At 71.9% G+C, this 25,557-nt stretch carries 24 protein-coding genes; 11 read left to right on the forward strand and 13 right to left on the reverse strand.

From position 1 onward, the window contains the following. The first annotated feature begins 202 nt into the window (after positions 1-202). Genes ACZ63F_RS10570 through ACZ63F_RS10600 form a run of 7 tightly spaced genes read left to right on the forward strand, consistent with a single transcriptional unit; the run spans position 203 to position 5,383 of the window. On the forward strand, positions 203-1,273 hold the full coding sequence (locus ACZ63F_RS10570; RefSeq protein ID WP_469710084.1) for a SchA/CurD-like domain-containing protein: 1,071 nt from the start codon (positions 203-205) through the stop codon (positions 1,271-1,273). Positions 1,274-1,319: 46 nt separating this feature from the next. After that, entirely contained in the window at positions 1,320-1,733 is a 414-nt protein-coding gene (locus tag ACZ63F_RS10575; RefSeq protein ID WP_351954572.1) for a cupin domain-containing protein, read from the forward strand. Further along, positions 1,730-2,998, forward strand: a complete 1,269-nt coding sequence (locus tag ACZ63F_RS10580; protein ID WP_469710085.1) for a beta-ketoacyl-[acyl-carrier-protein] synthase family protein — start codon at positions 1,730-1,732, stop codon at positions 2,996-2,998. The genes ACZ63F_RS10575 and ACZ63F_RS10580 overlap by 4 nt, the downstream gene beginning before the upstream one ends. Then, on the forward strand, positions 2,995-4,239 hold the full coding sequence (locus ACZ63F_RS10585) for a ketosynthase chain-length factor (RefSeq protein ID WP_469710086.1): 1,245 nt from the start codon (positions 2,995-2,997) through the stop codon (positions 4,237-4,239). The genes ACZ63F_RS10580 and ACZ63F_RS10585 overlap by 4 nt, the downstream gene beginning before the upstream one ends. A gap of 44 nt (positions 4,240-4,283) precedes the next feature. Continuing rightward, complete coding sequence (locus ACZ63F_RS10590) at positions 4,284-4,535, forward strand: acyl carrier protein (protein ID WP_089101200.1); 252 nt, start codon at positions 4,284-4,286, stop codon at positions 4,533-4,535. 1 nt (position 4,536) lies between these two features. Then, positions 4,537-5,016, forward strand: coding sequence for an SRPBCC family protein (locus ACZ63F_RS10595; RefSeq protein WP_469710087.1), 480 nt, complete (start codon positions 4,537-4,539; stop codon positions 5,014-5,016). A 34-nt stretch (positions 5,017-5,050) separates the two neighbouring features. Further along, entirely contained in the window at positions 5,051-5,383 is a 333-nt protein-coding gene (locus ACZ63F_RS10600; RefSeq protein ID WP_294009530.1) for a TcmI family type II polyketide cyclase, read from the forward strand. Positions 5,384-5,464: 81 nt separating this feature from the next. On the opposite strand, the gene ACZ63F_RS10605 is transcribed toward ACZ63F_RS10600, so the two are convergent. From ACZ63F_RS10605 to lipB, 6 genes are all read right to left on the reverse strand, one after another. Beyond that, on the reverse strand, positions 5,465-6,529 hold the full coding sequence (locus ACZ63F_RS10605; RefSeq protein ID WP_469710088.1) for a methyltransferase: 1,065 nt from the start codon (positions 6,527-6,529) through the stop codon (positions 5,465-5,467). 42 nt (positions 6,530-6,571) lie between these two features. Then, positions 6,572-7,681, reverse strand: a complete 1,110-nt coding sequence (locus tag ACZ63F_RS10610; protein WP_469710089.1) for a right-handed parallel beta-helix repeat-containing protein — start codon at positions 7,679-7,681, stop codon at positions 6,572-6,574. Positions 7,682-7,862: 181 nt separating this feature from the next. Continuing rightward, positions 7,863-8,564: a DUF4191 domain-containing protein gene (locus ACZ63F_RS10615; protein ID WP_351954566.1), complete on the reverse strand. Its 702-nt coding sequence runs from the start codon at positions 8,562-8,564 to the stop codon at positions 7,863-7,865. A gap of 69 nt (positions 8,565-8,633) precedes the next feature. Further along, positions 8,634-8,831 carry an SCO2195 family GlnR-regulated protein gene (locus ACZ63F_RS10620; RefSeq protein ID WP_181806529.1) on the reverse strand — a complete coding sequence of 66 codons (198 nt, stop codon included), beginning with the start codon at positions 8,829-8,831 and terminating at the stop codon, positions 8,634-8,636. 249 nt (positions 8,832-9,080) lie between these two features. Continuing rightward, positions 9,081-10,046, reverse strand: a complete 966-nt coding sequence (gene lipA / locus ACZ63F_RS10625; RefSeq protein ID WP_352353975.1) for a lipoyl synthase — start codon at positions 10,044-10,046, stop codon at positions 9,081-9,083. Positions 10,047-10,238: 192 nt separating this feature from the next. Next, positions 10,239-11,042, reverse strand: coding sequence for a lipoyl(octanoyl) transferase LipB (lipB, locus tag ACZ63F_RS10630; RefSeq protein WP_469710090.1), 804 nt, complete (start codon positions 11,040-11,042; stop codon positions 10,239-10,241). A 253-nt stretch (positions 11,043-11,295) separates the two neighbouring features. Between lipB and ACZ63F_RS10635 the strand changes: the two genes are divergently transcribed. After that, positions 11,296-12,771, forward strand: coding sequence for a regulator (locus ACZ63F_RS10635; RefSeq protein ID WP_469710091.1), 1,476 nt, complete (start codon positions 11,296-11,298; stop codon positions 12,769-12,771). A gap of 384 nt (positions 12,772-13,155) precedes the next feature. Here ACZ63F_RS10635 and ACZ63F_RS10640 read toward each other — a convergent pair whose 3' ends face one another. Continuing rightward, entirely contained in the window at positions 13,156-14,514 is a 1,359-nt protein-coding gene (locus tag ACZ63F_RS10640; RefSeq protein ID WP_469710092.1) for an NAD(P)/FAD-dependent oxidoreductase, read from the reverse strand. A 160-nt stretch (positions 14,515-14,674) separates the two neighbouring features. Beyond that, positions 14,675-15,568, reverse strand: a complete 894-nt coding sequence (locus tag ACZ63F_RS10645) for a TIGR01777 family oxidoreductase (protein WP_469710093.1) — start codon at positions 15,566-15,568, stop codon at positions 14,675-14,677. A gap of 72 nt (positions 15,569-15,640) precedes the next feature. Here ACZ63F_RS10645 and ACZ63F_RS10650 point away from each other — a divergent pair, with 72 nt between their 5' ends. Beyond that, positions 15,641-16,129 (forward strand): GNAT family N-acetyltransferase, encoded by a 489-nt coding sequence (locus ACZ63F_RS10650; RefSeq protein ID WP_469710094.1) that lies wholly within the window; start codon positions 15,641-15,643, stop codon positions 16,127-16,129. Between the two features lie 140 nt (positions 16,130-16,269). On the opposite strand, the gene ACZ63F_RS10655 is transcribed toward ACZ63F_RS10650, so the two are convergent. Beyond that, complete coding sequence (locus tag ACZ63F_RS10655) at positions 16,270-17,454, reverse strand: MarP family serine protease (protein WP_469710095.1); 1,185 nt, start codon at positions 17,452-17,454, stop codon at positions 16,270-16,272. 189 nt (positions 17,455-17,643) lie between these two features. Between ACZ63F_RS10655 and ACZ63F_RS10660 the strand changes: the two genes are divergently transcribed. Together ACZ63F_RS10660 and ACZ63F_RS10665 are read left to right on the forward strand one after the other, a co-directional pair. After that, a complete protein-coding gene (locus ACZ63F_RS10660) occupies positions 17,644-18,522 on the forward strand; it encodes a peptidoglycan recognition protein family protein (RefSeq protein ID WP_469710096.1) in 879 nt (292 codons plus the stop codon). Between the two features lie 72 nt (positions 18,523-18,594). Beyond that, on the forward strand, positions 18,595-18,858 hold the full coding sequence (locus tag ACZ63F_RS10665; RefSeq protein ID WP_469710097.1) for a hypothetical protein: 264 nt from the start codon (positions 18,595-18,597) through the stop codon (positions 18,856-18,858). A 6-nt stretch (positions 18,859-18,864) separates the two neighbouring features. Here the strand turns inward: ACZ63F_RS10665 and ACZ63F_RS10670 are convergent, their stop codons facing one another. From ACZ63F_RS10670 to sucB, 4 genes are all read right to left on the reverse strand, one after another. After that, the gene (locus tag ACZ63F_RS10670; RefSeq protein WP_469710519.1) at positions 18,865-19,383 is read right to left on the reverse strand and encodes a DUF4240 domain-containing protein; all 519 of its coding nucleotides are present in this window, start codon (positions 19,381-19,383) and stop codon (positions 18,865-18,867) included. 100 nt (positions 19,384-19,483) lie between these two features. Then, positions 19,484-22,186: a pyruvate dehydrogenase (acetyl-transferring), homodimeric type gene (gene aceE / locus ACZ63F_RS10675; RefSeq protein ID WP_469710098.1), complete on the reverse strand. Its 2,703-nt coding sequence runs from the start codon at positions 22,184-22,186 to the stop codon at positions 19,484-19,486. A gap of 728 nt (positions 22,187-22,914) precedes the next feature. Next, entirely contained in the window at positions 22,915-23,538 is a 624-nt protein-coding gene (locus ACZ63F_RS10680; RefSeq protein WP_382730844.1) for a GntR family transcriptional regulator, read from the reverse strand. Between the two features lie 172 nt (positions 23,539-23,710). Then, the gene (gene sucB / locus ACZ63F_RS10685; RefSeq protein WP_469710099.1) at positions 23,711-25,516 is read right to left on the reverse strand and encodes a 2-oxoglutarate dehydrogenase, E2 component, dihydrolipoamide succinyltransferase; all 1,806 of its coding nucleotides are present in this window, start codon (positions 25,514-25,516) and stop codon (positions 23,711-23,713) included. Between the last annotated feature and the right edge of the window lie 41 nt (positions 25,517-25,557).

The following is a 25,557-nucleotide window of genomic DNA, read 5'->3' on the forward strand; positions in this document are numbered from 1 at the left end:
GAGGCGGGTGTTGGTGCGGCAGGTGCGTTGCAACGTCCATGCCCCGTCCGGGCCCCCTCGGGAGGGGTTCCGCGGACTCAATCACCCACCTGGTTCACGCGAGTCGCGCGCTTCGGAGGACCGGCACAGGATCAAGAAGCGCTGACGCCACGTCATCGGCGAAGGCACAGGCCGCTGCCCCAGCGAAGGAGATGTGCGAAGCATGACGACGATCTCGGAAAAGGTTTCGGCAAAGCCGACCCGAACGACCCGCCCGGTCTCGACACGGGTCTCCCAGTCCGTCTTCGACGGCTCCCGGCTCCGGGTCGTCCTGCTGGTGGACGTCTACGACGGCGCGCAGCAGCAGTTCCTGGAGGCCTACGAGCAGCTGTGCAACCAGGTCGCCCAGGTGCCCGGCCACGTCAGCGACCAGCTCTGCCAGTCGATCGAGAACCCCTCCCAGTGGCTGATCACCAGCGAGTGGCAGAGCGCCCCGCCGTTCCTCGCCTGGGTGAACAGCGAGGAGCACGTGGAGATGGTGAAGCCGCTGCACAACTGCGTCCGCGACACCCGCTCGCTCCGCTTCCACGTCGTACGGGAGACCGGCGGCCCGGCGGCGGACTCCGTCCGTGTCCTGCAGGCCCAGCCGCGGATGGGCGACGGCGTGATCCGCCACGCGCTCACCTTCACGGTCACCCCGGGGAGTGAGGCCCAGGTCGCGAAGATCCTCGCGGACTACGCCTCGCCCGAGGCGAAGGTCGACGACTCCACCCGGCTCTGCCGCACCTCCCTGTTCATGCACGGCAACCGGGTCGTGCGGGCCATCGAGGTGCGCGGCGACCTGATGGCCGCCCTGCGCCACGTCGCCCGGCAGCCCGAGGTGCGGGCCGTCGAGGAGGCCATCAACCCCTACCTGGAGCAGGAGCGCGACCTCAACGACCAGGAGTCCGCACGGGTCTTCTTCACCCGGGCCGCCCTGCCGGCCGTCCACCACGTCAGCGCCGAGGAGCTGGCCGAGGGCGAGCGGCACGCGCTGTACTACCCGGCCCGCCCGGGCTGCGGGATGCGGCTCGCGGAGCTGCTCGCGCAGCAGGACGAGGCCGCGGCCGAGGACCCGGCGAGCCCGGTGCTGCACAGCACGGTCTTCCAGCGCGACGACGTGGTCGTCCGCCTGGTCGAGCAGCGGCCCGGCACACCCGTGGACGTCACTCCGGCCCATGCGCTGACCGCCCTGCTGGACGGCGACGCGGTGCGGATGCAGCTCCTGACCGACCGCCGCTCCCCGGACGCCTGACGCCTGACCCTTCCCTGTTGCATCACCCCCACGGAGGAACGCAGACATGCAGCCCATTCCCAAGATCGTGGACCTCGGCGAGATCGAGCCAAACACCCGGCGCGGCGGCGATCTGCGCGCCATGCTCACCCCGGCCACGGTGGGTTCCACCAGCGGTTTCATGGGTGTGGCCATCGTGCAGCCGGGCGACCGCATCGCCGAGCACTACCACCCGTACTCCGAGGAGTTCGTGTACGTCGTCTGCGGCGAGATGGAGGTCGACCTGGACGGCGAACCGCACCCGCTGCGGCCCGAGCAGGGGCTGATGATCCCCATCAACATGAAGCACCGCTTCCGCAACGTGGGCGATGTCGAGGCCCGGATCGTCTTCCACCTCGGTCCGCTGGCCCCGCGCCCGGCCCTGGGCCACGTCGACACGGAGGAGACGGAAGCCGTCGCCGTGGGGCAGGTCCGGTCGTGACCCGGCGCGTGGCGGTTACGGGCATAGGCATCGTCGCTCCGGGGGGTGTGGGCGTACCGGCGTTCTGGGATCTGCTCGCCTCGGGCCGGACCGCGACGCGCGGCATCACCTTCTTCGACCCCTCGGGCCTCAGGTCGCGGATCGCAGCCGAGTGCGACTTCGACCCGGCGGCGCACGGCCTGGACGCCGGGGAGATCGAGCGGGCGGACCGGTACATACAGTTCGCCCTGGTCGCCGGCGACGAGGCGGTCCGGGACTCGGGTCTCGACCTCGGCCGGGAAGACCCCTGGCGGATCGGGGTCTCCCTGGGGACGGCGGTCGGTGGCACCACCCGACTGGAGCACGACTACGTCCTGGTGAGCGGCGCGGGCCAGCGCTGGGACGTGGACCACCGGCAGGCGCAGCCCCAGCTGCACCGGGCGTTCTCCCCGAGCACGCTCGCCTCCGCGGTGGCGGAACGATTCGGCGCCCAGGGCCCGGTCCAGACCGTGTCCACCGGCTGCACCTCGGGCCTGGACGCCGTCGGCTACGCCTTCCACACCGTCCAGGAGGGCCGCGCCGACATCTGCATCGCCGGTGCCTCGGACTCCCCGATCTCACCCATCACCATGGCCTGCTTCGACGCGATCAAGGCCACCTCCCCGAACAACGACGACCCCGAGCACGCCTCCCGCCCCTTCGACAACCGTCGCGACGGGTTCGTCATGGGCGAGGGCGGCGCGGTGCTCGTCCTGGAGGAGCTGGAGCACGCCAAGGCCCGCGGCGCGCACGTCTACTGCCAGCTCGACGGCTACGCCACCTTCGGCAACGCCTACCACATGACCGGTCTCACCAGCGAGGGCCTGGAGATGGCCCGCGCCATCGAGACCGCCCTGGACCACGCCCGCCTCGACCCCACCGCCATCGACTACGTCAACGCGCACGGCTCCGGCACCCGGCAGAACGACCGCCACGAGACCGCCGCCGTGAAGAAGGCCCTCGGGCAGCACGCGTACAGCACGCCCATGAGCTCCATCAAGTCCATGGTGGGCCACTCGCTCGGCGCGATCGGCGCCATCGAGGTCGTCGCCTGCGTGCTCGCCCTGGCCCACCAGGTCGTCCCGCCCACCGCCAACTACGAGACCCCCGACCCCGAGTGCGACCTCGACTACGTACCGCGCGTCGCCCGCGAACGGAGCCTGAACGGCGTCCTGTCCGTGGGCAGCGGGTTCGGCGGCTTCCAGTCCGCGGTGATCCTGACCCGGCAGAGAGGACGGACACGATGAGCGAACCCCGGTCTCGACGGGCGGCCGTCACCGGCATCGGTGTCGTCGCGCCCAACGGAACCAGCACCGAGACCTTCTGGAAGTCCGTCCAGGAGGGACGCACCGTCCTCGACAAGGTGACCCGCGACGGCTGCGAGCACCTGCCCATGAAGGTGGCCGGAGAAGTCCGCGACTTCGACCCGGAGGCCGCCGTCGAGGAACGCCTCATCGTCCAGACCGACCGCTTCACGCACTTCGCGATGGCGGCGGCCGACCTGGCACTCGAAGACGCCCGGCTCGGCCGCGCCGACACCGACGAATCGCCGTTCGACATCGGCGTGGTCACCGCGGCCGGCTCCGGCGGCGGCGAGTTCGGCCAGCGCGAGCTCCAGCAGCTGTGGGGCAAGGGCAGCCGGTTCGTCGGCCCCTACCAGTCCATCGCCTGGTTCTACGCGGCCAGCACCGGCCAGATCTCCATCCGGCGCGGCTTCAAGGGCCCCTGCTCGGTGGTCGCCGCCGACGAGGCCGGCGGCCTGGACGCCCTCGCCCACGCGGCCCGCGCGGTCCGCCGCGGCACGGACGTCATCGTGGCCGGCTCCACCGAGGCGCCGATAGCTCCGTACTCGGTGGTCTGCCAGCTCGGCTACGAGGAGCTCAGCCGGGAGGCCGACCCCACCCGCGCCTACCGCCCGTTCACCGAGCAGGCCTGCGGGTTCGTGCCGGCCGAGGGCGGCGCCATGCTCGTCGTGGAGGACACCGGCTCGGCCCGCCGGCGCGGACTGCCCGTCCGGGCCACCCTCGACGGCCACGCCTCGACCTTCACCGGCGCCTCCCGCTGGGCCGAGTCCCGGGCCGGGCTCGCCCAGGCGATCCGCGGGGCACTGGCCGAGGCCGGCTGCGCCCCCGAGGAGGTGGACGTGGTTTTCGCCGACGCCCTCGGCGTGCCGGAGGCCGACCGGGCGGAGGCGCTGGCCATCACCGACGTCCTCGGCGCGCACGGCAGGCGGGTGCCGGTCACCGCGCCCAAGACCGGGATCGGCCGGGGCTACTGCGCGGCCCCGGTCCTGGACACCGCCGCCGCGGTGCTCGCCATGGAACACGGTCTGATCCCGCCGACCCCGGGTGTCCACGACATCTGCCACGACCTCGACCTCGTGACCGGCAGCGCGCGGGCCGCGCGGCCACGCACGGCACTGGTGCTCAGCCGGGGCCTCATGGGGTCGAACTCGGCGCTCGTGCTGCGCCACGGCGCGGCCGAGTGAGTCGAACACACCAGCTGCCCAGCAGCGAAGCAGAAGGAGTTGCTATGAGCATCACCGTGGACGAACTGTCCGAACTCATGAAGAAGGCCGCCGGCGTCACCGTCTCCCCGGCGGACCTCCAGGACCGGGCCGACAGTGGCTTCGACGTCCTCGGCGTCGACTCGCTCGGCCTGCTCGGCATCGTCGGCGAACTGGAGAACCGGCACGGCGTGCCCATGCCGGTGGACGCCGAGCGGTGCAAGACGCCCCGCCAGTTCCTCGACCTCGTCAACAGCGCCATGCCCGCGGGAGCCTGACATGACCGGACACACCCAGAACGAGATCACCATCGCCGCGCCCGTCGACCTGGTCTGGGACATGACCAACGACGTGGCCAACTGGCCCCAGCTGTTCAGCGAGTACGCCAGCGCCGAGATCCTCGAGGACGACGGGAAGAAGGTCACCTTCCGGCTGACCATGCACCCCGACGAGAACGGCAAGGTGTGGAGCTGGGTCTCCGAGCGCGAGGCGGACCGCCGCAACCTCCGCGTCAAGGCCCGCCGGGTCGAGACCGGCCCGTTCGCGCACATGGACATCCTCTGGCAGTACGAGGAGGTGCCCGCCGGCACCCGGATGGTCTGGACCCAGGACTTCGCGATGAAGCCGGAGGCCCCCGTCGACGACGAGTGGATGACCGACAACATCAACAAGAACTCCAAGATCCAGATGGTCCTGATCAAGGACAAGATCGAGAAGGCCGCCACCGGCCGGCGCCCCGACCCGGCCCTCGCCGACTGAGCCGGCCACCGGGAAGACAGGAACGGAGAGACACGTGCACCAGGCCCTGATCGTCGCCCGTATGGCACCGGGCTCCGCGCCCGACATCGCGAAGGTGTTCGCGGAGTCCGACCGGGGAGAGCTGCCGCACCTCGTCGGGGTGGTCCGGCGCAGCCTCTTCCAGTTCGGCGATGTGTACATGCACCTCGTCGAGTCCGAGCGCGAGCCGGGACCGGCCATCGCGAAGGTCACCTCGCACCCCGAGTTCCGGGACATCAGCGAGCGTCTCACGGCGTACGTCAGCGCGTACGACCCGGAGACCTGGCGTTCCCCGAAGGACGCGATGGCCCAGCGCTTCTACCTCTGGGAGCGCGACGGCGGCGCATGACCCCGCGTACCGCCGTACGCCAACGGTGCCGGACCCGCGCACGACGCGGGCCCGGCACCGGCGCGTTCCGGGCCGCCCTGCTCAGGCGGGCACCGTGCAGTCGAAGGCGTGCAGGTACGGGTTGACCGGCCGGATGTCGTTGACGCTCAGGCCCGCGTCGCCCAGCCGCCGCACCATGGAGTCGGTGGTGTGCTTGGCCCCGCCGACGTTCAGGAGCAGCAGCAGGTCCATCGCGGTGCTGAACCGCATCGACGGGGTGTCGTCGACCAGGTTCTCGATCACCACGACCCGGGCCCCGGGCCCGCCCGCCGCGACCACGTTGGCGAGCAGCCGCGCGGTGGACTCGTCGTCCCACTCCAGGATGTTCTTGATGATGTAGACGTCCGCGTCGACCGGCACGGCCTCCCGGATGTCACCGGGCACCACCCGCGCCCGGTCCGCGAGGTCACCGCCCTCGCGCAGCCGGGGCAGGGCCTTCTCCACCACCTTGGGCAGGTCCAGCAGGTAGCCCTTCATCGCCGGGTACTTGTCCAGCAGGCTGGCCACCACGTGCCCCTGCCCGCCGCCGAGGTCCGCGACCGACCGGCTGCCGGACAGGTCGAGCAGAGCCGCCACCTCGCGGGCCGACTGCTCGCTGGAGGTGGTCATCGCCCGGTTGAAGACGTCCGCCGATTCCGGCGCGTCCTCGTTCAGGTAGACGAAGAACTCCTTGCCGTAGAGGTCCTCGACGACGTTGCGGCCGGTGCGCACCGCCTCGTCGAGCTTCGGCCAGGCGTCCCAGGTCCACGGCTCGGTGCACCACATGGCGATGTAACGGAGGCTGTGCGGGTCGTCCTCGCGCAGCAGCCGGGAGGTATCGGTGTGGGCGAACGTCCCGTCCGGCCGCTCGGCGAAGACGCCGTAGCAGGACAGGGCGCGCAGCAGCCGGCGCAGCGGCTTCGGGTCCGTCTTCACCGCGGAGGCCAGGGTCTCCACGGTCATGGGGGCGTCCCCGAGCGCGTCGGCGACGCGCAGCCGCGCGGCCGCGCGGACGGCGGCGGCACAGGCCGCCCCGAACACGAGCTCGCGCAGCCGCATCGACGGCGGCGGAGCGTCCTCCGCCGGCTCCTTGGCCGACGCCGAGAGGTCGCGTGCTGGTGCGGTCATGTGCCGCCTTCCTTCCGTGTGGGGTGTCGTGGAGCCGTCAGGTCAGCACAGACCCGCGGGCTTGGACTTCTTGCAGGTGTTGTCCTTGAAGGCGTTGCCGTGCTTGACGGCCTCCTGGTTGACCAGGTCGGCGGGGGAGTTGCCCGACAGCTTGTTGCGGGTGACCTGGTTCTTGTCGCTGGTGGCACCCACGAAGCTCTTGAAGACCACGACACCGCCCGACAGCGGCGACTTGCCGGAGTTGCCGGTGACGGTGTTCCCGGTCACCAGGGTGTTCTCGGTGCCGGTCAGCACGATGCCGGAGCCCTGCAGGAAGGACAGCCGGGCGGTCTTCTTGCAGTACTTGTTGTTCTTCACGACCTGGTTGTCGGCGACGGTCAGGTTCCCGGCCTTCGGCTTGTTCTCGTCGCCGACGACGAACACGCCCGCGCAGTTCCCGGTGACCGAGTTGTCGGAGACGGTGAGGTTGCGCAGCCGGCGGACGGTGACGCCGATCCGGTTGTTCTCCAGGAGGTTGTGCTCGACGACCGTGCCGAACGTGTCGACGGCGCCCTTCTCCGCGGTGACGGAGTTGGCGAGGAAGATGCCCGCGTCGCCGTTGTTCCGGGCCACGTTGTTCCGGTACACGCTGTGGACCGCGCGCTCCTCGGCGAGGCCCCACTGCCCGTTCTTCACGGCGGCCACGCCGTGCACGTTCAGGTTGGCAGTGCCCACGGCCATGACACCGGTCCGGGAGAACCCGGTGACGGTCATGTGGGCGATGGTCACGTCCTCGACGGGCTGCTTCTTGGCGCCGACCACGCAGATGCCGTTGCCCATCTCGGCGCAGGACTTCACGGCGGTCTTCTTCGCGCCGGACATGGCCTTCATGGCCTTCTTGGTCTTCTTGGCCTTCTTGACCGGCTCGAGCACGGTGTCCGGGCCCATGCCGCGCAGGGTGAGGCCGGGCGTCGTCACCTTGACGCTCTCGTGGTAGGTGCCGGCCAGCACCAGGACCGTGTCACCGGGCTCGGCGGCGTCGACCGCCTTCTGGATGGATTCGCCCGGGTGCACGGTCAGAACGCCGTGCGAGGAGGTCGCCGGAGCGGCACCGAGGAGGGAGCCGCACAGGGCGGCGCTGCACGCGAGGTATGAAATATGGCGTTTTGTCACATCCGGCAGGTTAGGAGTAGATGACCCGATAAACGGCCGGATGCTCCGTTCGGTGGCGAGTCGCCCTTTCAGGGGCGCGAGTCCGTGTCGCGATATGCGGCTCCGCCGCGTGGGCGCGAGCAACGACGAAGGCGCGGCGGTCGCACACGCAACCACCGCGCCCCGAACTCGTCGGGGAGCCCTACCGCCCCCGAGGACCGCCCTTCGGCATCCGCATACCCCGCGGCATCGGTCCCTTCGGCAGCGGCATGTTGGACATCAGGTCCCCCATCGCCCGCAGCCGGTCGTTCGTGGTCGTCACCTGGGGCCCCGTCAGCACGCGAGGGAACTTCAGCATCGTGGTCCGCAGCTTCTTCAGCTCGACCTGGCCCTCGCCCGTGCCCACGATCACGTCGTGCACCGGCACGTCGGCCACGATCCGGGCCATCTTCTTCTTCTCGGCGGCCAGCAGGGTCTTCACCCGGTTCGGGTTGCCCTCGGCGACCAGGACGATGCCGGCCTTGCCGACCGCCCGGTGCACCACGTCCTGGCTGCGGTTCATCGCCACCGCCGGCGTCGTCGTCCAGCCCCGCCCGATGTTGTCCAGGACGGCGGCCGCCGCGCCCGGCTGGCCCTCCATCTGGCCGAAGGCCGCCCGCTCGGCCCGCCGGCCGAAGACGATCGCCGTCGCGAGGAAGGCGAGCAGCAGGCCCAGGATGCCCAGATAGACCGGGTGTCCGATCAGGAAGCCGATCACGAGGAAGACGGCAAGGGTGCCGAGACCGACACCCGCAAGTACAAGGCCGATCATCTTGTCGGCCTTGCGGGTCATCTTGTACGTCAGGACGATCTGCTTCAGCCGTCCCGCATTCGCAGCGTCCGCTGCGGGTTCCTTCCTCGCCATGCCCCGAAGTCTACGTGGCCCCGGGAGTGCCGACGACGGCAGTGCCCCGACAAGAGCCACGGAAGGGCGTCAGGAGCGGCCGGCGGCCTGCTCGAGGAAGCGCTGGGCCTCGACCCGGTCCTTGGCGCGACGGCGGTCCTCCAGCACGGAGGTCCAGGCGTTCTGGCGCGCGGTGCGCTGGCCACCGCTCATGAGCAGCGACTCGACGGCGCGCAGCGCGTCGGTGAAGGACGGGATCGCGGTGGCGCGAACGGGCGCGGCCTGCATGGTGGAGGTCCCCCCTCGAGGTGGGTGTACGTGCTGTGATACCAGGGTCACTGTTCGGTGTTACCAGGGCGTGACCGACCGGTCAAACGCCAATGAAACCTTGATACGCGGCCCTGGAACGCTGACGCGGTCCTGACGTACGCCCTCATCAGCGAGGACGGTCAGGACCGCGTCCATTCGGTCACTACTGACCAGTAATAGTTTGTGCGTGAATTCACACGCTCGGCGGCGGCCCGGTACGGACCGCCCTCAGACCGCCTGCGCGGCGACGAACGCGCCACGCTTCTCGACGGCCATCTGGTACAGGCGGCCGGCGCGGTACGAGGACCGCACCAGCGGACCCGACATGACACCGGAGAAGCCGATCTGCTCGGCCTCCTCCTTCAGCTCCACGAACTCCTGCGGCTTGACCCAGCGCTCCACGGGGTGGTGCCGGACGCTCGGGCGCAGGTACTGCGTGATGGTGACGAGCTCGCAGCCGGCCTCGTGCAGCTGGCGCAGCGCTTCGGAGACCTCCTCGCGGGTCTCGCCCATGCCGAGGATGAGGTTGGACTTGGTGACCAGGCCGAAGTCACGGGCCTCGGTGATGACCTTCAGCGAGCGCTCGTAGCGGAAGCCGGGGCGGATGCGCTTGAAGATCCGGGGCACCGTCTCGACGTTGTGCGCGAAGACCTCGGGGCGGGACGAGAAGACCTCGGCCAGCTGCTCGGGGACCGCGTTGAAGTCGGGGGCGAGCAGCTCGACCTTGGTGCGGCCGGCCTCGCGCTCCGCCGTCTGCGCGTGGATCTGGCGGACCGTCTCCGCGTACAGCCAGGCGCCGCCGTCCGCCAGGTCGTCGCGGGCCACGCCGGTGATGGTCGCGTAGTTCAGGTCCATGGTGACCACGGACTCGCCGACGCGGCGCGGCTCGTCGCGGTCCAGCGCCTCGGGCTTGCCGGTGTCGATCTGGCAGAAGTCGCAGCGCCGGGTGCACTGGTCGCCGCCGATGAGGAAGGTCGCCTCGCGGTCCTCCCAGCACTCGTAGATGTTCGGGCAGCCGGCTTCCTGGCAGACCGTGTGCAGGCCCTCGCTCTTCACGAGGTTCTGCATCTTCGTGTACTCGGGGCCCATTTTCGCCCGGGTCTTGATCCACTCGGGCTTGCGCTCGATGGGGGTCTCGGCGTTGCGGACCTCCAGGCGCAGCATCTTGCGTCCGTCGGGTGAGACTGCGGACACGACCGGCTCCCTAGCGATTGATTCTTCGGCGACCTTCAGGGTACGCCCGTTGATTTGAATGCCCGGTGGTGGTGCTGGCCTCGCTGGGGGCCGCCGCCCCCGGGCCCCCGCTGCCGGCCTCCGGCCTCGTCCTCGAACGCCGGCCGGGCAGTTTGTGGTTGCCCTTCGTTCCCAAGTGCCGGACCGGCCGATTTATGCCGCCGGTGTCTTCTCGATCACCCTCGGCTTGAGTTCCGCGTTCTCCAGGACATCCCTCAGGTGCCGTTCCGCCACCGGCAGCACCTCCTCGATCGTCACGTCCCGGCCGAGTTCGCCCGCGAGGGAGGCGACGCCGGCGTCGCGGATGCCGCACGGGATGATCCGGTCGAACCACTTGTTGTCCGGGTTCACGTTGAGCGCGAAGCCGTGCATGGTCACACCCTTGGCGACGCGGATGCCGATCGCGGCGATCTTGCGGTCCTCGCGGCGCTGGCCGGCGTTGGACGGGGCGTACTCCGGGCCGTTGAGGCGCGGGTCGAACTCCTCGTCCGTCAGCCGCGGGTCGAAGTCCAGGGACAGCCCGCCGAGGGCCTGCGGGCGCTGCTCGACCGGGTCGCCCAGCACCCACACGCCGCTGCGCCCCTCGACCCGGGTGGTCTCCAGGCCGAACTCGGCGCAGACGCGGATCAGGGCCTCCTCCAGGCGCCGTACGTGCGCGACCACGTCCACCGGGCGCGGGAGCTTCTGGATCGGGTAGCCCACCAGCTGGCCGGGGCCGTGCCAGGTGATCTTGCCGCCGCGGTCCACGTCGATGACGGGGGTGCCGTCGAGCGGTCGCTCGTTGTCCGCGGTGCGGCGGCCCGCCGTGTACACCGGGGGGTGTTCGAGCAGCAGGACCGTGTCGGGCACCTCGTCGGCGAACCGCGCCGCGTGCACCCGGCGCTGCTCGTCCCAGGCCTCCTGGTACTCGACGGCATCCGCGCCGAACCCCATGCGGACGAACCGCAACTCACTCACGGCAAGCGCCTCCCTCGGCGATAAGGCGATAAGCGTCAGGCGCGTAACGCGCCCAAGCCACTGTACGTCCGCCCGTCGCGCGTCAGCCCCGGGGCCAATTCTCACACGATCGGATGAATGAACGTCGAGATGTGCGATCGACTGCTCACTCTCCGCTACATTCGCGCCGTCCACGAGCGCCAAAAGGGCTGCTCACCGGCAATCCGGGCACAAGCGACCGAGCTGAGCCAGAAGGCAGGAGACCGCACCCCAGATGACGGACCGACCCGCGCAGCGCACCCCCAACCGCCAGCTCGCCGCGCTCATCGCAGAAGCGGGGTTCTCCAACGCGGGTCTGGCCCGGCGCGTCGACCAACTCGGACTCGAACACGGGCTGGATCTCAGATACGACAAGACGTCGGTCACCCGGTGGCTGCGCGGCCAGCAGCCCCGGGGCACCACCCCCGCCCTGATCGCCGAGGTCTTCACCCGGCGCCTCGGCCGCCGGCTCACCGCCCAGGACCTCGGCCTCGACGCCTGCGCCCCGGTCTACGCCGGGCTGGAGTTCGCGGCCACCCCCGAAGAGGCCGTCGACATCGTCAGCGGGCTGTGGCGCAAGGACTCCGGCAGCCACGCGGAGCTCCGCAAGATCGCCTTCACCCCGGCCGGGCTGGTGGTCCCCAGCCGGGACTGGCTGATCGGCCGCGCCGACGACAAGGTGGCCCGCGGCGAGCCGACGGCAGCGGCGGGCACCGCCCGGGTGCCGGCGCAGACCCGGCCCGCTCCGCCCAAGCCGGTGCCGCTCGCACCGGTGCGCCCGCGCGGGCAGGCCGAACGCGGGCCGGGCCAGAAGGTGACCGGCGGCGACATCGCCGCGCTCCGCTCGGTCGGCGAGCTCTTCCGCTCCCTCGACGACCAGTACGGCGGCGGCCACGCCCGGCAGGCCCTCGTCCGGTACCTGGAGCACGAGTGCGAGCCGATGCTGCGCGGCACGTACGGCGAGCAGACCGGCCGCAGGCTGTTCGGCGCGGCGGCCGACCTGACCCGGCTCGCGGGCTGGACGTCGTACGACATCGCCGCGCACGGGCTCGCCCAGCGCTACTTCGTCCAGTCGCTGCGGCTCGCCCAGGCGGCGGGGGACCGGTCCTACGGCTCCTACGTCCTCGTCACCATGAGCCGCCAGGCGGTCTACCTGGGCCACGGCCGGGAGGCGGTGCAACTCGCGCGCGTCGCCCAGCAGGGGGTGGGCACGAGCGCCCCGCCGGTCGTCCAGGCCCTGCTGCACGCGGCCGAGGCGCGCGCCCACGGGGTGCTCGGGGAGGTGCGCGCCTGCACGGGCGCGCTCGTCCGCGCCGAACGCGCCCTGGAGACGGCCCGTTCCGGCGACGAAGTCCCCTATTGGGCCCGCTTCTTCGACGAGGCGCAGCTGGCCGACGAGTTCGGCCACTGCCACCGGGACCTCCAGCAGTTCCGCGCGTCCGCGCAGCACGCCGAGCGCTCGCTGCAGCTCCGTGCGCCCTCCTACGCCCGCAGCCGCCTCTTCTGCCGCGTCGTCCTCGCCACGGCCCGCCTGGGCCTCGGCGAACTCGACCAGGCGTGCGCGCTGGGCGCCGAGGCGGCGGGCGCGGCGGCGGAGATGCGGTCGGTCCGCGCGATCGAGTACGTCAAGGACTTCGAACGCCGCCTTGAGCCGTACAAGGACGCGGCGCCGGTGAAGGGATACCGGGAGAAGGTCGCCGCAATGAACTGACACCCCGCGGTCCGCCGCGCGAGTCCGCGGCCGACCCTTTGCGGGTTTCGGTCGTGGTTCCTGTGCCGCGTCGTCGTGGCTGGTCGCGCAGTTCCTCGCGTCCCTGAGGGGGCGCTGTGTGGCGGCCTCCTTTTTCCGCCGCAGTGGTGAGCGGCCACGACGGCGGGTTTCGGTCGTGGGTCCCTGTGCCGCGTCGTCGTGGCTGGGCGCGCAGTTCCTCGCGTCCCTGAGGGGGCGCTGTGTGGCGGCCTCCTTTTTCCGCCGCAGTGGTGAGCGGCCACGACGGCGGGTTTCGGTCGTGGGTCCCTGTGCCGCGTCGTCGTGGCTGGGCGCGCGGTTCCCCGTGCCCTGAGGGGGCGCTGTGCGGGGCCCCTCGGGGGAGCGTTATGCGGCTCGGCGTTGGGTGGGCTCTGCGGTGTTCAGGGTGGGGGATGTGCCGAGGTCGGTCAGGAGGGCGGCGGTTGCTCGGTGGGCTGAGTGGAGGGCTCCCTGGACTGTGCTGGTGTCGCGGTGGTCGCCGCAGACGTAGAGGCCGGCGAGGAGGCGGACGGGGCGGCGCAGGTCGTGCGGGGGGCGCATGGCGGGGACGGCCTCGGGGGTGTGGTGGACGGCGAGGGTCTCCCAGCGGCGCGTGGACGTGCCGTAGAGGCGGGTGAGGTGCATGCGGACCGCCGTGTCGATGTCCGAGGGGGGTGTGCCGAGGACGGTCGAGGAGATCAGGGCGCGGCCCTGGGGGGCCCGGCTCGGGTCGATGTTGCTGACGACGGAGGTGTGGGAGACGGGGCCGCCCCGGTCGGCGTCCAGGAGGAGGGACGTGCCGGTGGTGAGGGTCACCGGTTCGTCCGTGGTGTGGTGGACCACCGTCACCTGGTGGAAGTCCGGGACGCGCAGCCCCGGGAGCAGTTCGGCGGCGGCCCTCGCGTCCGTGGCCAGCAGGACCGCTCGGCAGCGGATCTCGCCGTGTTCGGCCGTTTTCACCGAGGTGGTGGAGACCGAGGTGACCCGTACGCCGGTGTGGACCGTGCCGGGCGGGAGGGCGCGGGCCAGGAGGTCGGGGAGGACTTCGGCACCGCCCTCCGGCAGGCACAGCCGCCCGCTCGCGAAGGAGCGCAGGGCGAGGTCCGCGCACCGGCTGGACGTCGTCAGCCCGGGGTCGCAGAGGAGGGCCGCGAGCAGCGGCCGCAGGAAGCCGTCGATCGTGCGGGTGGGCACCCCGCGCTCCGCGAGGGCGTGGGCGGCGGGGAGTTCGGGGCGGGCGAGGATGCGCTCGACGGGCGTGGTGGCGATGCGGCCCAGTGCCGCGACCAGGCGGGCCTGGTCGACGGCGCCGCCCACCGGCGCGGTCGAGCGCGGCGGCGCCACCGGCGAGCCGCCCCTGGGGGCGCTTGCCAGGGCGCGCACGGCATACAGTGCGCCCCTCGCGCTCCCGCCGCCCGCCGGAGCGCCGACCCGGTGCCTGCGCCCGTCGCGATGCAGCAGCACGCCGGGCGCGTACCGGCGCAGAACCAGGGCGTCCAGTCCCGGGGCGAGGCGCAGCTCCGGATAGGACGTGGACAGAAGCTGCCCGATCCGGTCGAGCCGGAAGCCGTCCACCTTCTCGGTCGACATGCGTCCGCCGACGTAAGGGGCGGCCTCCAGGACCGCGGTCGTTACTCCTGCGCTGTTCAGCCGATGAGCCGCGGAGAGTCCGGCGATACCGGCTCCCACGATGACGACGTCCGCCTGGTACGCGGGCTCATGCACGAGGCCCCTCCTCGATTGCGCGTCCGGTGGAGACGTGATGCCCCCAACGAGCTCCGGGGATACCCGAGTTCGGGTCGAGGTTAGGGCCGTGATCGGTCAAGGACAGTCGCGCATGAACAGGGCACGGTCGCACGCCGGTCGCATACGGTCACCGGGGCCGTCAGGCCGCCCGGATCGCGTCCTCGATGCCCGGGAACGCGAAGGTGAACCCCGACTCCAGGAGCCGCTTCGGCACCACCCGTTGGCTGCCGAGCACGTCCCCGGCCATCTCGCCGAGCGCCGCGCGCAGCACCGGAGAGGGCACCGGGAACAGGGCCGGGCGGCGCAGCACCCGGGCCATCGCCGCTGTGATCTCACCGTTCGTCAGGGGGTCGGGTGCGGTGAGGTTGAACGGCCCCGACAGACCCTCAGTCTCCATCAGGAACCGGATCGCGGCCACCTCGTCGTGCAGCGCGATGAACGACCAGTACTGCCGGCCGTCCCCCAGCCGGCCGCCGAGCCCCGCCCTGAAGAGCGGGAACAGCCGGCCCCAGGCCCCGCCGCCGCGGGCCACCACCAGTCCCGTGCGCGTGAACACCGTCCGTACGCCCGCCTCCTGCGCCGGGGCAGCCGCCTCCTCCCACTCCACGCACAGCGACGGCAGGAACCCGTCTCCGGGCGGCGCGTCCTCGTCCACGGCCCGGTCGCCGGTGTCGCCGTAGAAGCCCATCGCGCTGCCGCTCACGAACACCCTCGGCGGGTCCGGCATCGCCGCCACGGCCTCCGCGAGCGCCGCGGTGCCGAGCACCCGGCTGTCCCGGATCTCCTGCTTGTAGGCGGCCGTCCAGCGCCGGTTGCCGATCCCGGCCCCGGCGAGGTTCACCACCGCGTCGCAGCCGGCCAGCCCCGCGGTGTCCACGTACTGCCCGCCGGGGTCCCAGCAGACCTCTCCGGCGCCGTGGGCGGCGCGCCGCACCAGGCGCACCACCTCGTGCCCGTCCGCCCGGAGGGACCGCACCAGGGCGCTGCCGATGAGGCCGGACGCGCCGGCCACCGCGATACGAGAACGTTCCATGGGTCCCAGCATGCCGGGAAGGACGCGGGAAAACCCCTGGGGCCCCGGTGCCGGCCGACTTAGGGTGACCGCATGCCGGAACCGTACATACGCACCGCCCTGCCCGACGACGACGAGGAACTCTCCGCCCTCGACCGCGCCACCTGGTCCTACCGGCACGCGGTCCTGCCGCGGCCGCAGCCGCCGTACGACCCCTTCTTCGGCGAGCGCCACGCCCCCGAGGACACCCTGGTCGCAGAGCTCGACCGGCGCATCGTCGGCTACGTCCGCCTCGGACTCGCCTACAAGATCGCCTCCAACGCGCACGTCCGGCAGATCCAGGGACTCGCGGTCGCCGAGGAGGCCCGCGGGCGGGGCGTGGCACGGGCACTGCTGCGGGCGGCGATGGAGGAGGCCCGCCGCCGCGGCGCCCGGCGGATCCGGCTCGGCGTCCTCGGGCACAACGCCCCGGCCCGCCGGCTCTACGAGTCGGAGGGCTTCGCCGTCGAGGGCGTGCTGCCGGGGGAGTTCTTCCTGGACGGCGAGTACGTCGACGACGTGATCATGGGCCGGCCGCTGTGACGGCCAGGGCGTGACGGTCAGGACGTGATGGTCGGGACGTGACGGCCAGGGCGTGACGGCCAGGACGTGACAGTCGGGACGTGACGGTCAGGACGTGACGGTCGGGACGTGACGGTCAGGGCGTGACGGTCAGGACATGATCAGGACGTGATCAGTTCGCCCGTGTCCACCGGCGAGGTGGCGTGCGCGCCGCGCGCGGCGTCCGTGGCCACCTCGCCGGCGGTCAGCACGTACCCCGTCTCGTCGTCGGACGTGGAGCGGGCGAACACCACGCCGAACACCTTGCCGCCGGTGGTCAGCAGCGGGCCGCCGGAGTTGCCGGGGCGGACCGTGGAGCGGATCGAGTAGATCTCCCGGGTCACCGTGGCGTCGCTGTAGATGTTCTGGCCGGTGGCCTGCACCGTGTTCGCCACGGTGGCCGCCTGCAGGTTCAGGTTGCCGTCCTGCGGATAGCCGGCCACCACCGCGGAGTTCCCGCGTGCCGCGCTCCTGTCGAACCTCAGCACCGGAGCCCGCAGCTGCGGCACGTACAGCACCGCCACGTCCCGGTCCGGGTCGAAGAGGACGACCTGCGCGTCGTACGACGGACCGACCCCGCCGATCCGCACGCTCGGGTTGTCGATGCCGGCCACCACGTGCGCGTTGGTCATCACGTGCTCCGGCGCGAACACGAACCCGCTGCCCTCGCGGCCCTGGGTGCCGGAGGAGCCCTCGATCTTGACCGTGCTGCGCTTGGCCGCGTTCGTCGCCGCCGCCGTGACGTTGTCCCCGGAGGGCTTGGCGACCCGGGCCGTCGACTCGTTCTCGAACGGGTTGAAGACCTGCGGGAAACCCGCCTCGGTCAGCGCCGAGGTGGCCCGCGAGAACCAGGCGGGCGTGGTGTCCGGCATGGTGTCCTGCACGGCGCCGAGCAGCTTCGAGTCCCGTATCGCCGTCGTCACCGCGGGCGACGAGGACGCGCCGAGGACGCTCGCCGCCACCCAGGCCACGATCAGCACCGCCACCGAGTTGGCGACCGCGCCGCCTATCCCGTCGGCCACCCGGAGCGGCCCCTGGTCCAGCTCGCGGCGCAGCCGCAGCGCCAGCCGCCCGGCCAGCTCGTGCCCCACCACCGCCGGCACCAGCACCGTCAGGACCGCGGCCACCGTCGCCGTCGCCGTCCCGCGCGTGACCAGCTCCATCACCCACGGGAGCACCCACACGCCGATCACCGCGCCGCCCACGAACCCGGCCAGCGACACGCAGCCGGCCACCAGCCCGCGCCGGTAACCGGACGCCGCGTAGACGAGGACCACCAGTACGAGCACCAGGTCGAGCAGGTCCACGGAGCCGCCTTTCTCTCGGTGCCCTTAATACGGTCGGGACAGGTGCAGTGATCAGTTCACGCGCCCGGGGCCCCGGGAACCGGCCACGCGCACGTGTACCCCCTGAAACGCCCCGGACCAGGACGATGGTTCCACCAGGTGGCACAGCACACATCGCGGGCGCGGTCGATCACCCCGAGAGTGATGGCCATGCGTGTCTTCCCAAGAGCGGGGCGGCGCACCCGGATCACCGCCCTGACACTGCTCGGCTGCCTGCCCGGCCTCGCCGCGGCCCTCGCCCTGGTGCTGTGCGACCAGGGCGCCGACCGGCCCGTGGCGATCCACCTGGCCGCGCCCGCGCCCGCCAGCCCCGCCACCCGCTACCGGGCACCCCGGCCGCACATCGTGCCGCGCGCGGCCTGGCTGGACGCCTCCGTGCGCCGCACCCAGCCGCCGCCCCGCTACGACGACCAGGTCGTCGCCGTCTTCGTGCACCACACCGACTCGCCCAACGGCTACTCCTGCGCGCAGACCCCCGAGATCATCCGCCGCCTGTACAGCGGCCAGACCGGCGACCGCGCCTGGGACGACATCGGCTACAACTTCCTCGTCGACCGGTGCGGCACCATCTACGAGGGCCGCGCGGGCGGCGCGGACCGGGCCGTCACCGGCGCGCACACCCAGGGCTTCAACCACCGCACCGCAGGCATCGCCGCCCTGGGCACCTTCACCGCCGGGGTACCCGTGCCGCGCGCCATGACCGACGCGATTGCCGCCGTCGCCGCCTGGAAACTCGGGCTCGCCGACGTCGACCCGCGCGGCACCGCCCGGCTGGTCTCCAGCAACGGCCTCAGCCGGTACCGGGAGGGCACCACCGTCGCCCTGCCCGCCGTCGCCGGCCACCAGGACGGCTACCGCACCAACTGCCCGGGAGCCGCCCTCACCGACCGTCTCCCGGAGATCAGGGAGACGGCGGCCCGGCTGCAGGGCAGGGGGCCCCTCCCGGGAACCCCGCTGCGCACACTCATGGAAACGCCCCCGGCGACCGCCCTCGGACCACCCGCGAAGGCGCCCACAGGAACGCCATAGGCGGCACGCAGGCCGTTCAGATCCCCGCGCCCTACCGTCAGGGACATCAGCAGCCGACTGGAGGCGGGGATCATGAACAGCAGTCGTACCGAAGCCCGTGCCGAAGCCCGTGCCGACGGCCGTACGCAGGCCACGGAGAAGGCCGGTCGGGCCTGGTCGTCCAGGGGACCCTGGGCCGTGGTCTGCGCGGTCGCGACGGTCGTCCTCGGCCCGGCCGCGGTCACCGCGTCCGCCCTCGACCAGGCCAACGCGGCGCCGATGCACCACGCGGTCAAGGCCGAGCAGACCCAGGCGTACATCCCGTCCGACGCGACCCGCCGCCGCACCGCGGCCTGAGCAGCCCTATGCCCTGAAGCGCTCCCACAGCCTGGGGAACCGCTCGGCGAGCACCTGGCCGTTCTCGAAGTCGACCGGAGCGCCCTCGGGTTCGGAGGGCGCGGGGGCGATGCCGAGGTCCGGCGCCACCGTCCCGGTGAGCTGCTCGTACGCCTCGTCCGCCGCGTATCCCAGCTCCTCGCCGTCGCCGTCGATCTCCTCGTCGAAGTCGCTCAGCAGCTCCGCCAGCGCGTCCGGGTCGTGCAGCGCGCCCTCGAAGACCTCCCGGCCCTGACCGATGAGCCAGCACCGGAAGAAGTCGAACGCGTCGTCGCTGGCCCCGTCGAGGAGCACCCAGGCGGCGCCCCACAGGTCCCAGCGGTAGGCCCGGTTGTAGCGGGCCTCGAAGTGCCGGGCGAAGTCCAGGACCAGATCGGGCTCCAGCTGGAGCAGCCGCTCCACGAGCAGGTCCGCCTGCTCCTCGGGGTCGCCCTCGGCGGCCTCGCGGGTGCTGTCGACCAGCTCCCAGAACTCCGTCTCGTCCATCACGGGTCCAGCATCGTGCCTGGGCGCCGGGGGCGCACGCGGAGTGCGGCGGATTGTTATCCACCGTCACCCCGGCGTGCGGTTACCCCGTCAACGCCCCTCAGAGCCCGTAGCGCTCCCGGGCTTCCTTCACCGCGGTCGCCTTGACCTCGCCGCGCCCGGCCAGCTGGGCCAGGGCCGCCACGACGATCGACTCGGCGTCGACACCGAAGTGGCGGCGGGCCGCGTCCCGGGTGTCGGAGAGGCCGAAGCCGTCGGCACCGAGGGAGGACCAGTCCTGCTCGACCCACTGCGCGATCTGGTCCGGAACCTGACGCATGTAGTCGGACACGGCCAGCACCGGGCCCTCCGCGCCGTGCAGCGCCTGGCGGACGTACGGCACCCGCTCCTCGCCGCGCAGCAGGGCGGCGTCCGCCTCCATGGCGTCCCGGCGCAGCTCCGTCCAGGAGGTGGCGGACCAGACGTCGGCGGCCACGCCCCACTCCTCGGCGAGCAGCCGCTGCGCCTTGAGCGCCCAGTGGATCGCCGTACCGGAGCCGAGCAGCTGGATGCGCGGGGCGTTCGCCGGCGCGGACAGCCCGGCCGACTCCGCCGTGTTGAAGCGGTACAGGCCCTTGACGATGCCCTCGTCGATGCCGAGCCCGGCCGGCTTGGCGGGCTGCGGCAGCGGCTCGTTGTAGACCGTCAGGTAGTAGAAGACGTTCGGGTCCTCGCCCGGCGCCGGCTCGCCGTACATGCGGCGCAGGCCGTCCTTGACGATCGTCGCGATCTCGTAGGCGAACGCCGGGTCGTACGACAGCGCGGCCGGGTTGGTCGCGGCGATCACCGGGGAGTGGCCGTCGGCGTGCTGGAGGCCCTCGCCGGTCAGGGTGGTGCGGCCGGCGGTCGCGCCGACGAGGAAGCCGCGGCCGAGCTGGTCGCCGAGCTGCCACATCTGGTCGGCGGTGCGCTGCCAGCCGAACATCGAGTAGAAGATGTAGAACGGGATCATCGCCTCGCCGTGCGTCGCGTACGCGGTGGACGCGGCGATGAAGTCGGCCATCGAACCGGCCTCGGTGATCCCCTCGTTGAGGATCTGGCCGTTCTTGGCCTCCTTGTAGTACATCAGCTGGTCACGGTCGACCGGCTCGTACGTCTGCCCCTTGGGCGAGTAGATGCCCAGTGAAGGGAACAGGCTCTCCATGCCGAAGGTGCGCGCCTCGTCGGGGACGATCGGCACCCAGCGCTTCCCGGTTTCCTTGTCCCGGACCAGGTCCTTGACGAGCCGGACGAAGGCCATGGTGGTGGCCACGTTCTGCGAGCCCGAGCCCTTGTCGAAGGAGGCGAACGCCTTGTCTGCGGGGGCCGGGAGGGGCGCCAGGGCGTGCGTGCGACGGGCCGGGGCGAGACCGCCGAGGGCGGCGCGGCGCTCCTGGAGGTAACGGACCTCGGCGGAGTCGGCGCCCGGGTGGCCGTAGGGCACGACCCCGTCGGCGAACGCGCTGTCCGGGATCGGCAGTTCCAGCAGGTCGCGCATCGTCTTGAACTCGTCCACCGTCAGCTTCTTCATCTGGTGGTTGGCGTTCTTCGACGCGAAGCCCTGGCCGAGGGTGTGGCCCTTGACCGTCTGGGCCAGGATCACGGTCGGCGCGCCCTTGAACTCGACGGCGGCCTTGTACGCGGCGTACACCTTGCGCGCCTCGTGACCACCGCGGGAGAGGTGGAAGCACTCGATGATCTTGTCGTCGCTGAGCAGCTTCGCCATCTCGGCGAGCGCCGGGTCCTTGCCGAAGAAGTCGGCGCGGATGTAGGCGGCGTCGCGGGTCTGGTACGTCTGCACCTGCGCGTCGGGTACCTCGCGCAGCCGCCGTACCAGCGCGCCGGTGGTGTCGAGCGCGAACAGCTCGTCCCAGGCGTTGCCCCACAGCGACTTGACCACGTTCCAGCCGGCGCCGCGGAACTGGGCCTCCAGCTCCTGCACGATCTTGAAGTTCGCGCGCACCGGGCCGTCGAGGCGCTGCAGGTTGCAGTTGATGACGAAGGTGAGGTTGTCGAGACCCTCGCGGGAGGCGAGTGCGAGGGCGGCCGTGGACTCCGGCTCGTCCATCTCGCCGTCACCGAGGAAGGCCCAGACGTGCGAGGACGAGACGTCCTTGATGCCACGGGCGGTCAGGTAGCGGTTGAAGCGGGCCTGGTAGATGGCCGAGAGCGGGCCGAGGCCCATGCTCACCGTCGGGAACTCCCACAGCCAGGGCAGGCGGCGGGGGTGCGGGTACGACGGGAGGCCGTTGCCGCCGGCCTCCTGGCGGAAGTTGTCGAGGTGCGCCTCGGTCAGGCGGCCGTCGAGGAAGGCGCGGGCGTAGATGCCGGGGGAGGCGTGGCCCTGGATGTACAGCTGGTCACCCGAGCCGTCCCCCTCCTTCCCCTTGAAGAAGTGGTTGAAGCCGGTCTCGTAGAGCCAGGCGGCGGAGGCGAAGGTGGCGATGTGGCCGCCGACGCCGTGCTTGCTGCCCCGGGTGACCATCGCGGCCGCGTTCCAGCGGTTCCACGCGGTGATCTTCCGCTCCATCTCCTCGTCGCCGGGGACGGGTGTCTCGGCGGCGGTGGGGATGGTGTTGAGGTAGTCGGTCTCCAGCAGCTTCGGCAGTGCGACGCCGTCCGCCTCGGCGCGCTCCAGCGTGCGGCGCATCAGGTATGCGGCGCGGTGCGGTCCCGCCTCCCTGGCCACGGCGTCCAGTGAGGCCTGCCATTCGGCGGTCTCCTCCGGGTCCCGGTCCGGGAGCTGGTCGAGCGCGCTCGGCTGGATGGCCTGGGGGTCGGTCATGTCGCCGCCTTCCTCAGTCGAAGGGGGTTCCCTCATCGGTAAGGGGTTCTTCGGGGGTGCCCTTGGTCTTTGGCAGGACAGGGCGAAGGGCCCGGGTGCGAGCCCGTCGGTGACTCTAACTCCCTGATCGATGATCGATCAAAGGGTACAAGGCAAAACCTCTCGATTCCGAGAAAGTCGGCACGGGGTGCCTTCGGCGATGGCACCGGGTGACGTGATCCAGCCGGCGTTTGCGCAGGTGAGACGGTGTGTGAGCGGGGGAGCGCTCTTGTGTGGGCCGGGGCTGGGGCCATCACCCATTCCGCCGCTTGTCGGCTGCGCCGGGCTGGCCGCAGCGCTCGCCGTTGGGGGTGGCGGTCGCCGGCTTCGTGCCGCGCCGTCGCGGCTGGTCGCGCAGTTCCCCGCGCCCCTTCGGGGGCGCTGTGCTCACCCCCTTCTTTCCGCCGCGACGGTGTTCTTCGTGGGGCGGCGGTTGTCGGGCTGGTGCTGCGCCGTCGTGGCTGGTCGCGCAGTTCCCCGCGCCCCTTCGGGGGGACCCCCTTCTTTCCGTCGCGGCGGTGTTCTTCGTGGGGCGGCGGTTGTCGGGCTGGTGCTGCGGCGTCGTGGCTGGTCGCGCAGTTCCCCGCGCCCCTTCGGGGGCGCCGTTGGGGGTGGCGGTTGTCGGGCTGGTGCTGCGGTGTCGTGGCTGGTCGCGCAGTTCCCCGCGCCCCTTCGGGGGCGCTGTGGGCTCACGGCCTGGGGGCGCAGCCCAGGACGTGGGACTTGACGATGTCGGCGATGCGGGGGTCGCGGCGCTGGAAGGCGGCGACCAGTTCCTCGTGCTCCTCGGCGTACGACTGCTGGACCGTGCCGAGCCAGCGGATCGACAGGGCCGTGAAGACCTCGATGCCGAGGCCCTCCCAGGTGTGCAGCAGCACCGAGTTGCCGGCCGCCCGGACCAGTTCGCGGTGGAAGCCGACCGTGTGGCGGACCTGGGCCGTGCCGTCGGCGTTCCGGTCGGCCTCGTACAGGGCCGCCACGTGCGGTTCGAGGGCCGAGCAGTCCTCGGCCAGCCTCTCCGCCGCCAGCTCCGCCGCGATCGCCTCCAGGCCGGCCCGCACCGGGTAGCTCTCCTCCAGGTCGGCCGCCGTCAGGTTCCGCACCCGCACGCCCTTGTTCGGCGCCGACTCGATGAGCCGGAGCGACTCCAGCTCGCGCAGCGCCTCACGCACCGGTGTCTGGCTGACCTCCAGCTCCGTCGCGATCCGCCGCTCCACGATCCGCTCGCCCGGCTTCCAGCGCCCGCTGACGATCCCCTCCACGATGTGCTCGCGGATCTGTTCGCGCAGCGAGTGGACGACGGGCGCGGTCATGGGAGCTCCTTAAGGGCGTTTGACGTTTAGACAATAAGGCCGGGCCGTCTTTCGGGAGAGGCGCATGGGGGCGCTTTCGCGCAGGTGAGACGAGACTTACACGCTGCCTGGAGAGACGACGGTGCCCCGCCCGGAAGAAATCCGGACGGGGCACCGTGGAACCCGCTGGGGATCAGAGACCGAGCTCGACCTCGAACTCGCCCGCCTCCAGGATCGCCTTGACGGCCGTCAGGTAACGGGCCGCGTCGGCGCCGTCCACCAGGCGGTGGTCGTAGGACAGGGTCAGGTACGTCATGTCGCGGACGCCGATGACCGTGCCCTCCTCCGTCTCGATGACCGCCGGACGCTTGACCGTGGCACCGATGCCGAGGATCGCGACCTGGTTCGGCGGCACGATGATCGTGTCGAACAGCGCGCCGCGCGAGCCGGTGTTGGAGATGGTGAAGGTCGCGCCGGACAGCTCGTCCGGGGTGATCTTGTTGGCGCGGACCTTGCCGGCCAGGTCGGCCGTGGCCTTGGCGATACCGGCGATGTTGAGGTCGCCGGCGCCCTTGATGACCGGGGTCATCAGGCCCTTCTCGGAGTCCACCGCGATACCGATGTTCTCGGTGTCGAAGTAGGTGATGGTGCCGTCGGCCTCGTTGATCCGGGAGTTGATGACCGGGTGGGCCTTCAGCGCCTGGGCGGCGGCCTTGACGAAGAACGGCATCGGGGAGAGCTTGACGCCCTCGCGGGCCGCGAACGCGTCCTTGGCCTGGGTGCGCAGGCGCATCAGGCGGGTCACGTCGACCTCGACGACCGAGGAGAGCTGGGCCTGCTCGTGCAGCGCCTTGACCATGTTGTCGCCGATGACCTTGCGGATGCGGGTCATCTTGACGGTCTGGCCGCGGAGGGGGGAGACCTCCAGGGCAGGAGCCTTCTTGGCAGCGGCGGCGGCCGGAGCGGCAGCGGCGGGAGCCGGAGCGGCAGCGGCGGCCTTCGCGGCCTCGGCGGCGGCGAGCACGTCCTGCTTGCGGATCCGGCCGCCGACGCCGGTGCCCTTGACGGAGCCCAGGTCGACGCCGTTCTCGGCAGCGAGCTTGCGGACCAGCGGAGTGACGTAGGCACCCTCGTCGACCGGAGCGGCCGGGGCCGGAGCCGGGGTGACGGGGGCGGCGGCCACCGGCGCGGGAGCCGGAGCCGGGGCGGCCGGAGCCGGGGCAGCGGCGGCGGGGGCGGGAGCCGGAGCGGCAGGGGCGGGCGCGGGGGCCGGCGCGGCGGGGGCCGGAGCCGGAGCCGCGGGGGCCGGGGCAGCGGCGGCGGGCGCCGGGGCCGGAGCGGCCGGGGCGGGCGCGGCCGCCGGAGCGGCACCTGGGGCGCCGATGACGGCGAGCTTGGCGCCGACCTCGGCGGTCTCGTCCTCGCCGACCGTGATCTCCAGCAGCACACCCGAGGTGGGCGCCGGGATCTCGGTGTCCACCTTGTCGGTGGACACCTCGAGCAGCGGCTCGTCGGCCTCGACGGAGTCGCCGACCGACTTCAGCCAGCGGGTGACGGTGCCCTCGGTGACGGACTCACCGAGCGCGGGCAGGACCACGTCCGTACCGGACGCGCCACCGGCCGGAGCGGCGGGGGCGGCGGCAGCGGGGGCCGGGGCGGGGGCGGCGGGGGCCTCGGCGACCGGTGCGGGAGCCGGGGCGGCCGGAGCCGGGGCAGCGGCGGGCTCGGCGGCCGGGGCCGGGGCGGCAGCGGGCGCGCCGGTGCCGTCGTCGATGATCGCCAGCTCGGCGCCCACCTCGACCGTCTCGTCCTCGGCGACCTTGATCGAGGCCAGCACACCGGAGGCGGGGGCCGGGATCTCGGTGTCGACCTTGTCGGTCGAGACTTCGAGCAGCGGCTCGTCGGCCTCGACGCGTTCACCCTCGGCCTTCAGCCAGCGGGTGACGGTGCCCTCGGTGACGCTCTCGCCGAGCGCCGGAAGGGTTACGGAAACCGCCATGGTTTCGGTTGCTCCTTACGAATTGCGGAAGTCTGAGTCGT

Source organism: Streptomyces sp. NPDC104761 (genome assembly GCF_055583445.1).

Bases quoted from the DNA above. Each gene is read 5' to 3' on its own strand.
- ACZ63F_RS10570 (WP_469710084.1), top strand. From the start codon at position 203: ATGACGACGATCTCGGAAAAGGTTTCGGCAAAGCCGACCCGAACGACC.
- ACZ63F_RS10575 (WP_351954572.1), top strand. From the start codon at position 1,320: ATGCAGCCCATTCCCAAGATCGTGGACCTCGGCGAGATCGAGCCAAAC.
- ACZ63F_RS10585 (WP_469710086.1), top strand. From the start codon at position 2,995: ATGAGCGAACCCCGGTCTCGACGGGCGGCCGTCACCGGCATCGGTGTC.
- ACZ63F_RS10590 (WP_089101200.1), top strand. From the start codon at position 4,284: ATGAGCATCACCGTGGACGAACTGTCCGAACTCATGAAGAAGGCCGCC.
- ACZ63F_RS10595 (WP_469710087.1), top strand. From the start codon at position 4,537: ATGACCGGACACACCCAGAACGAGATCACCATCGCCGCGCCCGTCGAC.
- ACZ63F_RS10605 (WP_469710088.1), bottom strand. From the start codon at position 6,529: ATGACCGCACCAGCACGCGACCTCTCGGCGTCGGCCAAGGAGCCGGCG.
- ACZ63F_RS10615 (WP_351954566.1), bottom strand. From the start codon at position 8,564: ATGGCGAGGAAGGAACCCGCAGCGGACGCTGCGAATGCGGGACGGCTG.
- ACZ63F_RS10620 (WP_181806529.1), bottom strand. From the start codon at position 8,831: ATGCAGGCCGCGCCCGTTCGCGCCACCGCGATCCCGTCCTTCACCGAC.
- ACZ63F_RS10635 (WP_469710091.1), top strand. From the start codon at position 11,296: ATGACGGACCGACCCGCGCAGCGCACCCCCAACCGCCAGCTCGCCGCG.
- ACZ63F_RS10645 (WP_469710093.1), bottom strand. From the start codon at position 15,568: ATGGAACGTTCTCGTATCGCGGTGGCCGGCGCGTCCGGCCTCATCGGC.
- ACZ63F_RS10650 (WP_469710094.1), top strand. From the start codon at position 15,641: ATGCCGGAACCGTACATACGCACCGCCCTGCCCGACGACGACGAGGAA.
- ACZ63F_RS10660 (WP_469710096.1), top strand. From the start codon at position 17,644: ATGCGTGTCTTCCCAAGAGCGGGGCGGCGCACCCGGATCACCGCCCTG.
- ACZ63F_RS10665 (WP_469710097.1), top strand. From the start codon at position 18,595: ATGAACAGCAGTCGTACCGAAGCCCGTGCCGAAGCCCGTGCCGACGGC.
- ACZ63F_RS10670 (WP_469710519.1), bottom strand. From the start codon at position 19,383: ATGGACGAGACGGAGTTCTGGGAGCTGGTCGACAGCACCCGCGAGGCC.
- aceE (WP_469710098.1), bottom strand. From the start codon at position 22,186: ATGACCGACCCCCAGGCCATCCAGCCGAGCGCGCTCGACCAGCTCCCG.
- ACZ63F_RS10680 (WP_382730844.1), bottom strand. From the start codon at position 23,538: ATGACCGCGCCCGTCGTCCACTCGCTGCGCGAACAGATCCGCGAGCAC.
- sucB (WP_469710099.1), bottom strand. From the start codon at position 25,516: ATGGCGGTTTCCGTAACCCTTCCGGCGCTCGGCGAGAGCGTCACCGAG.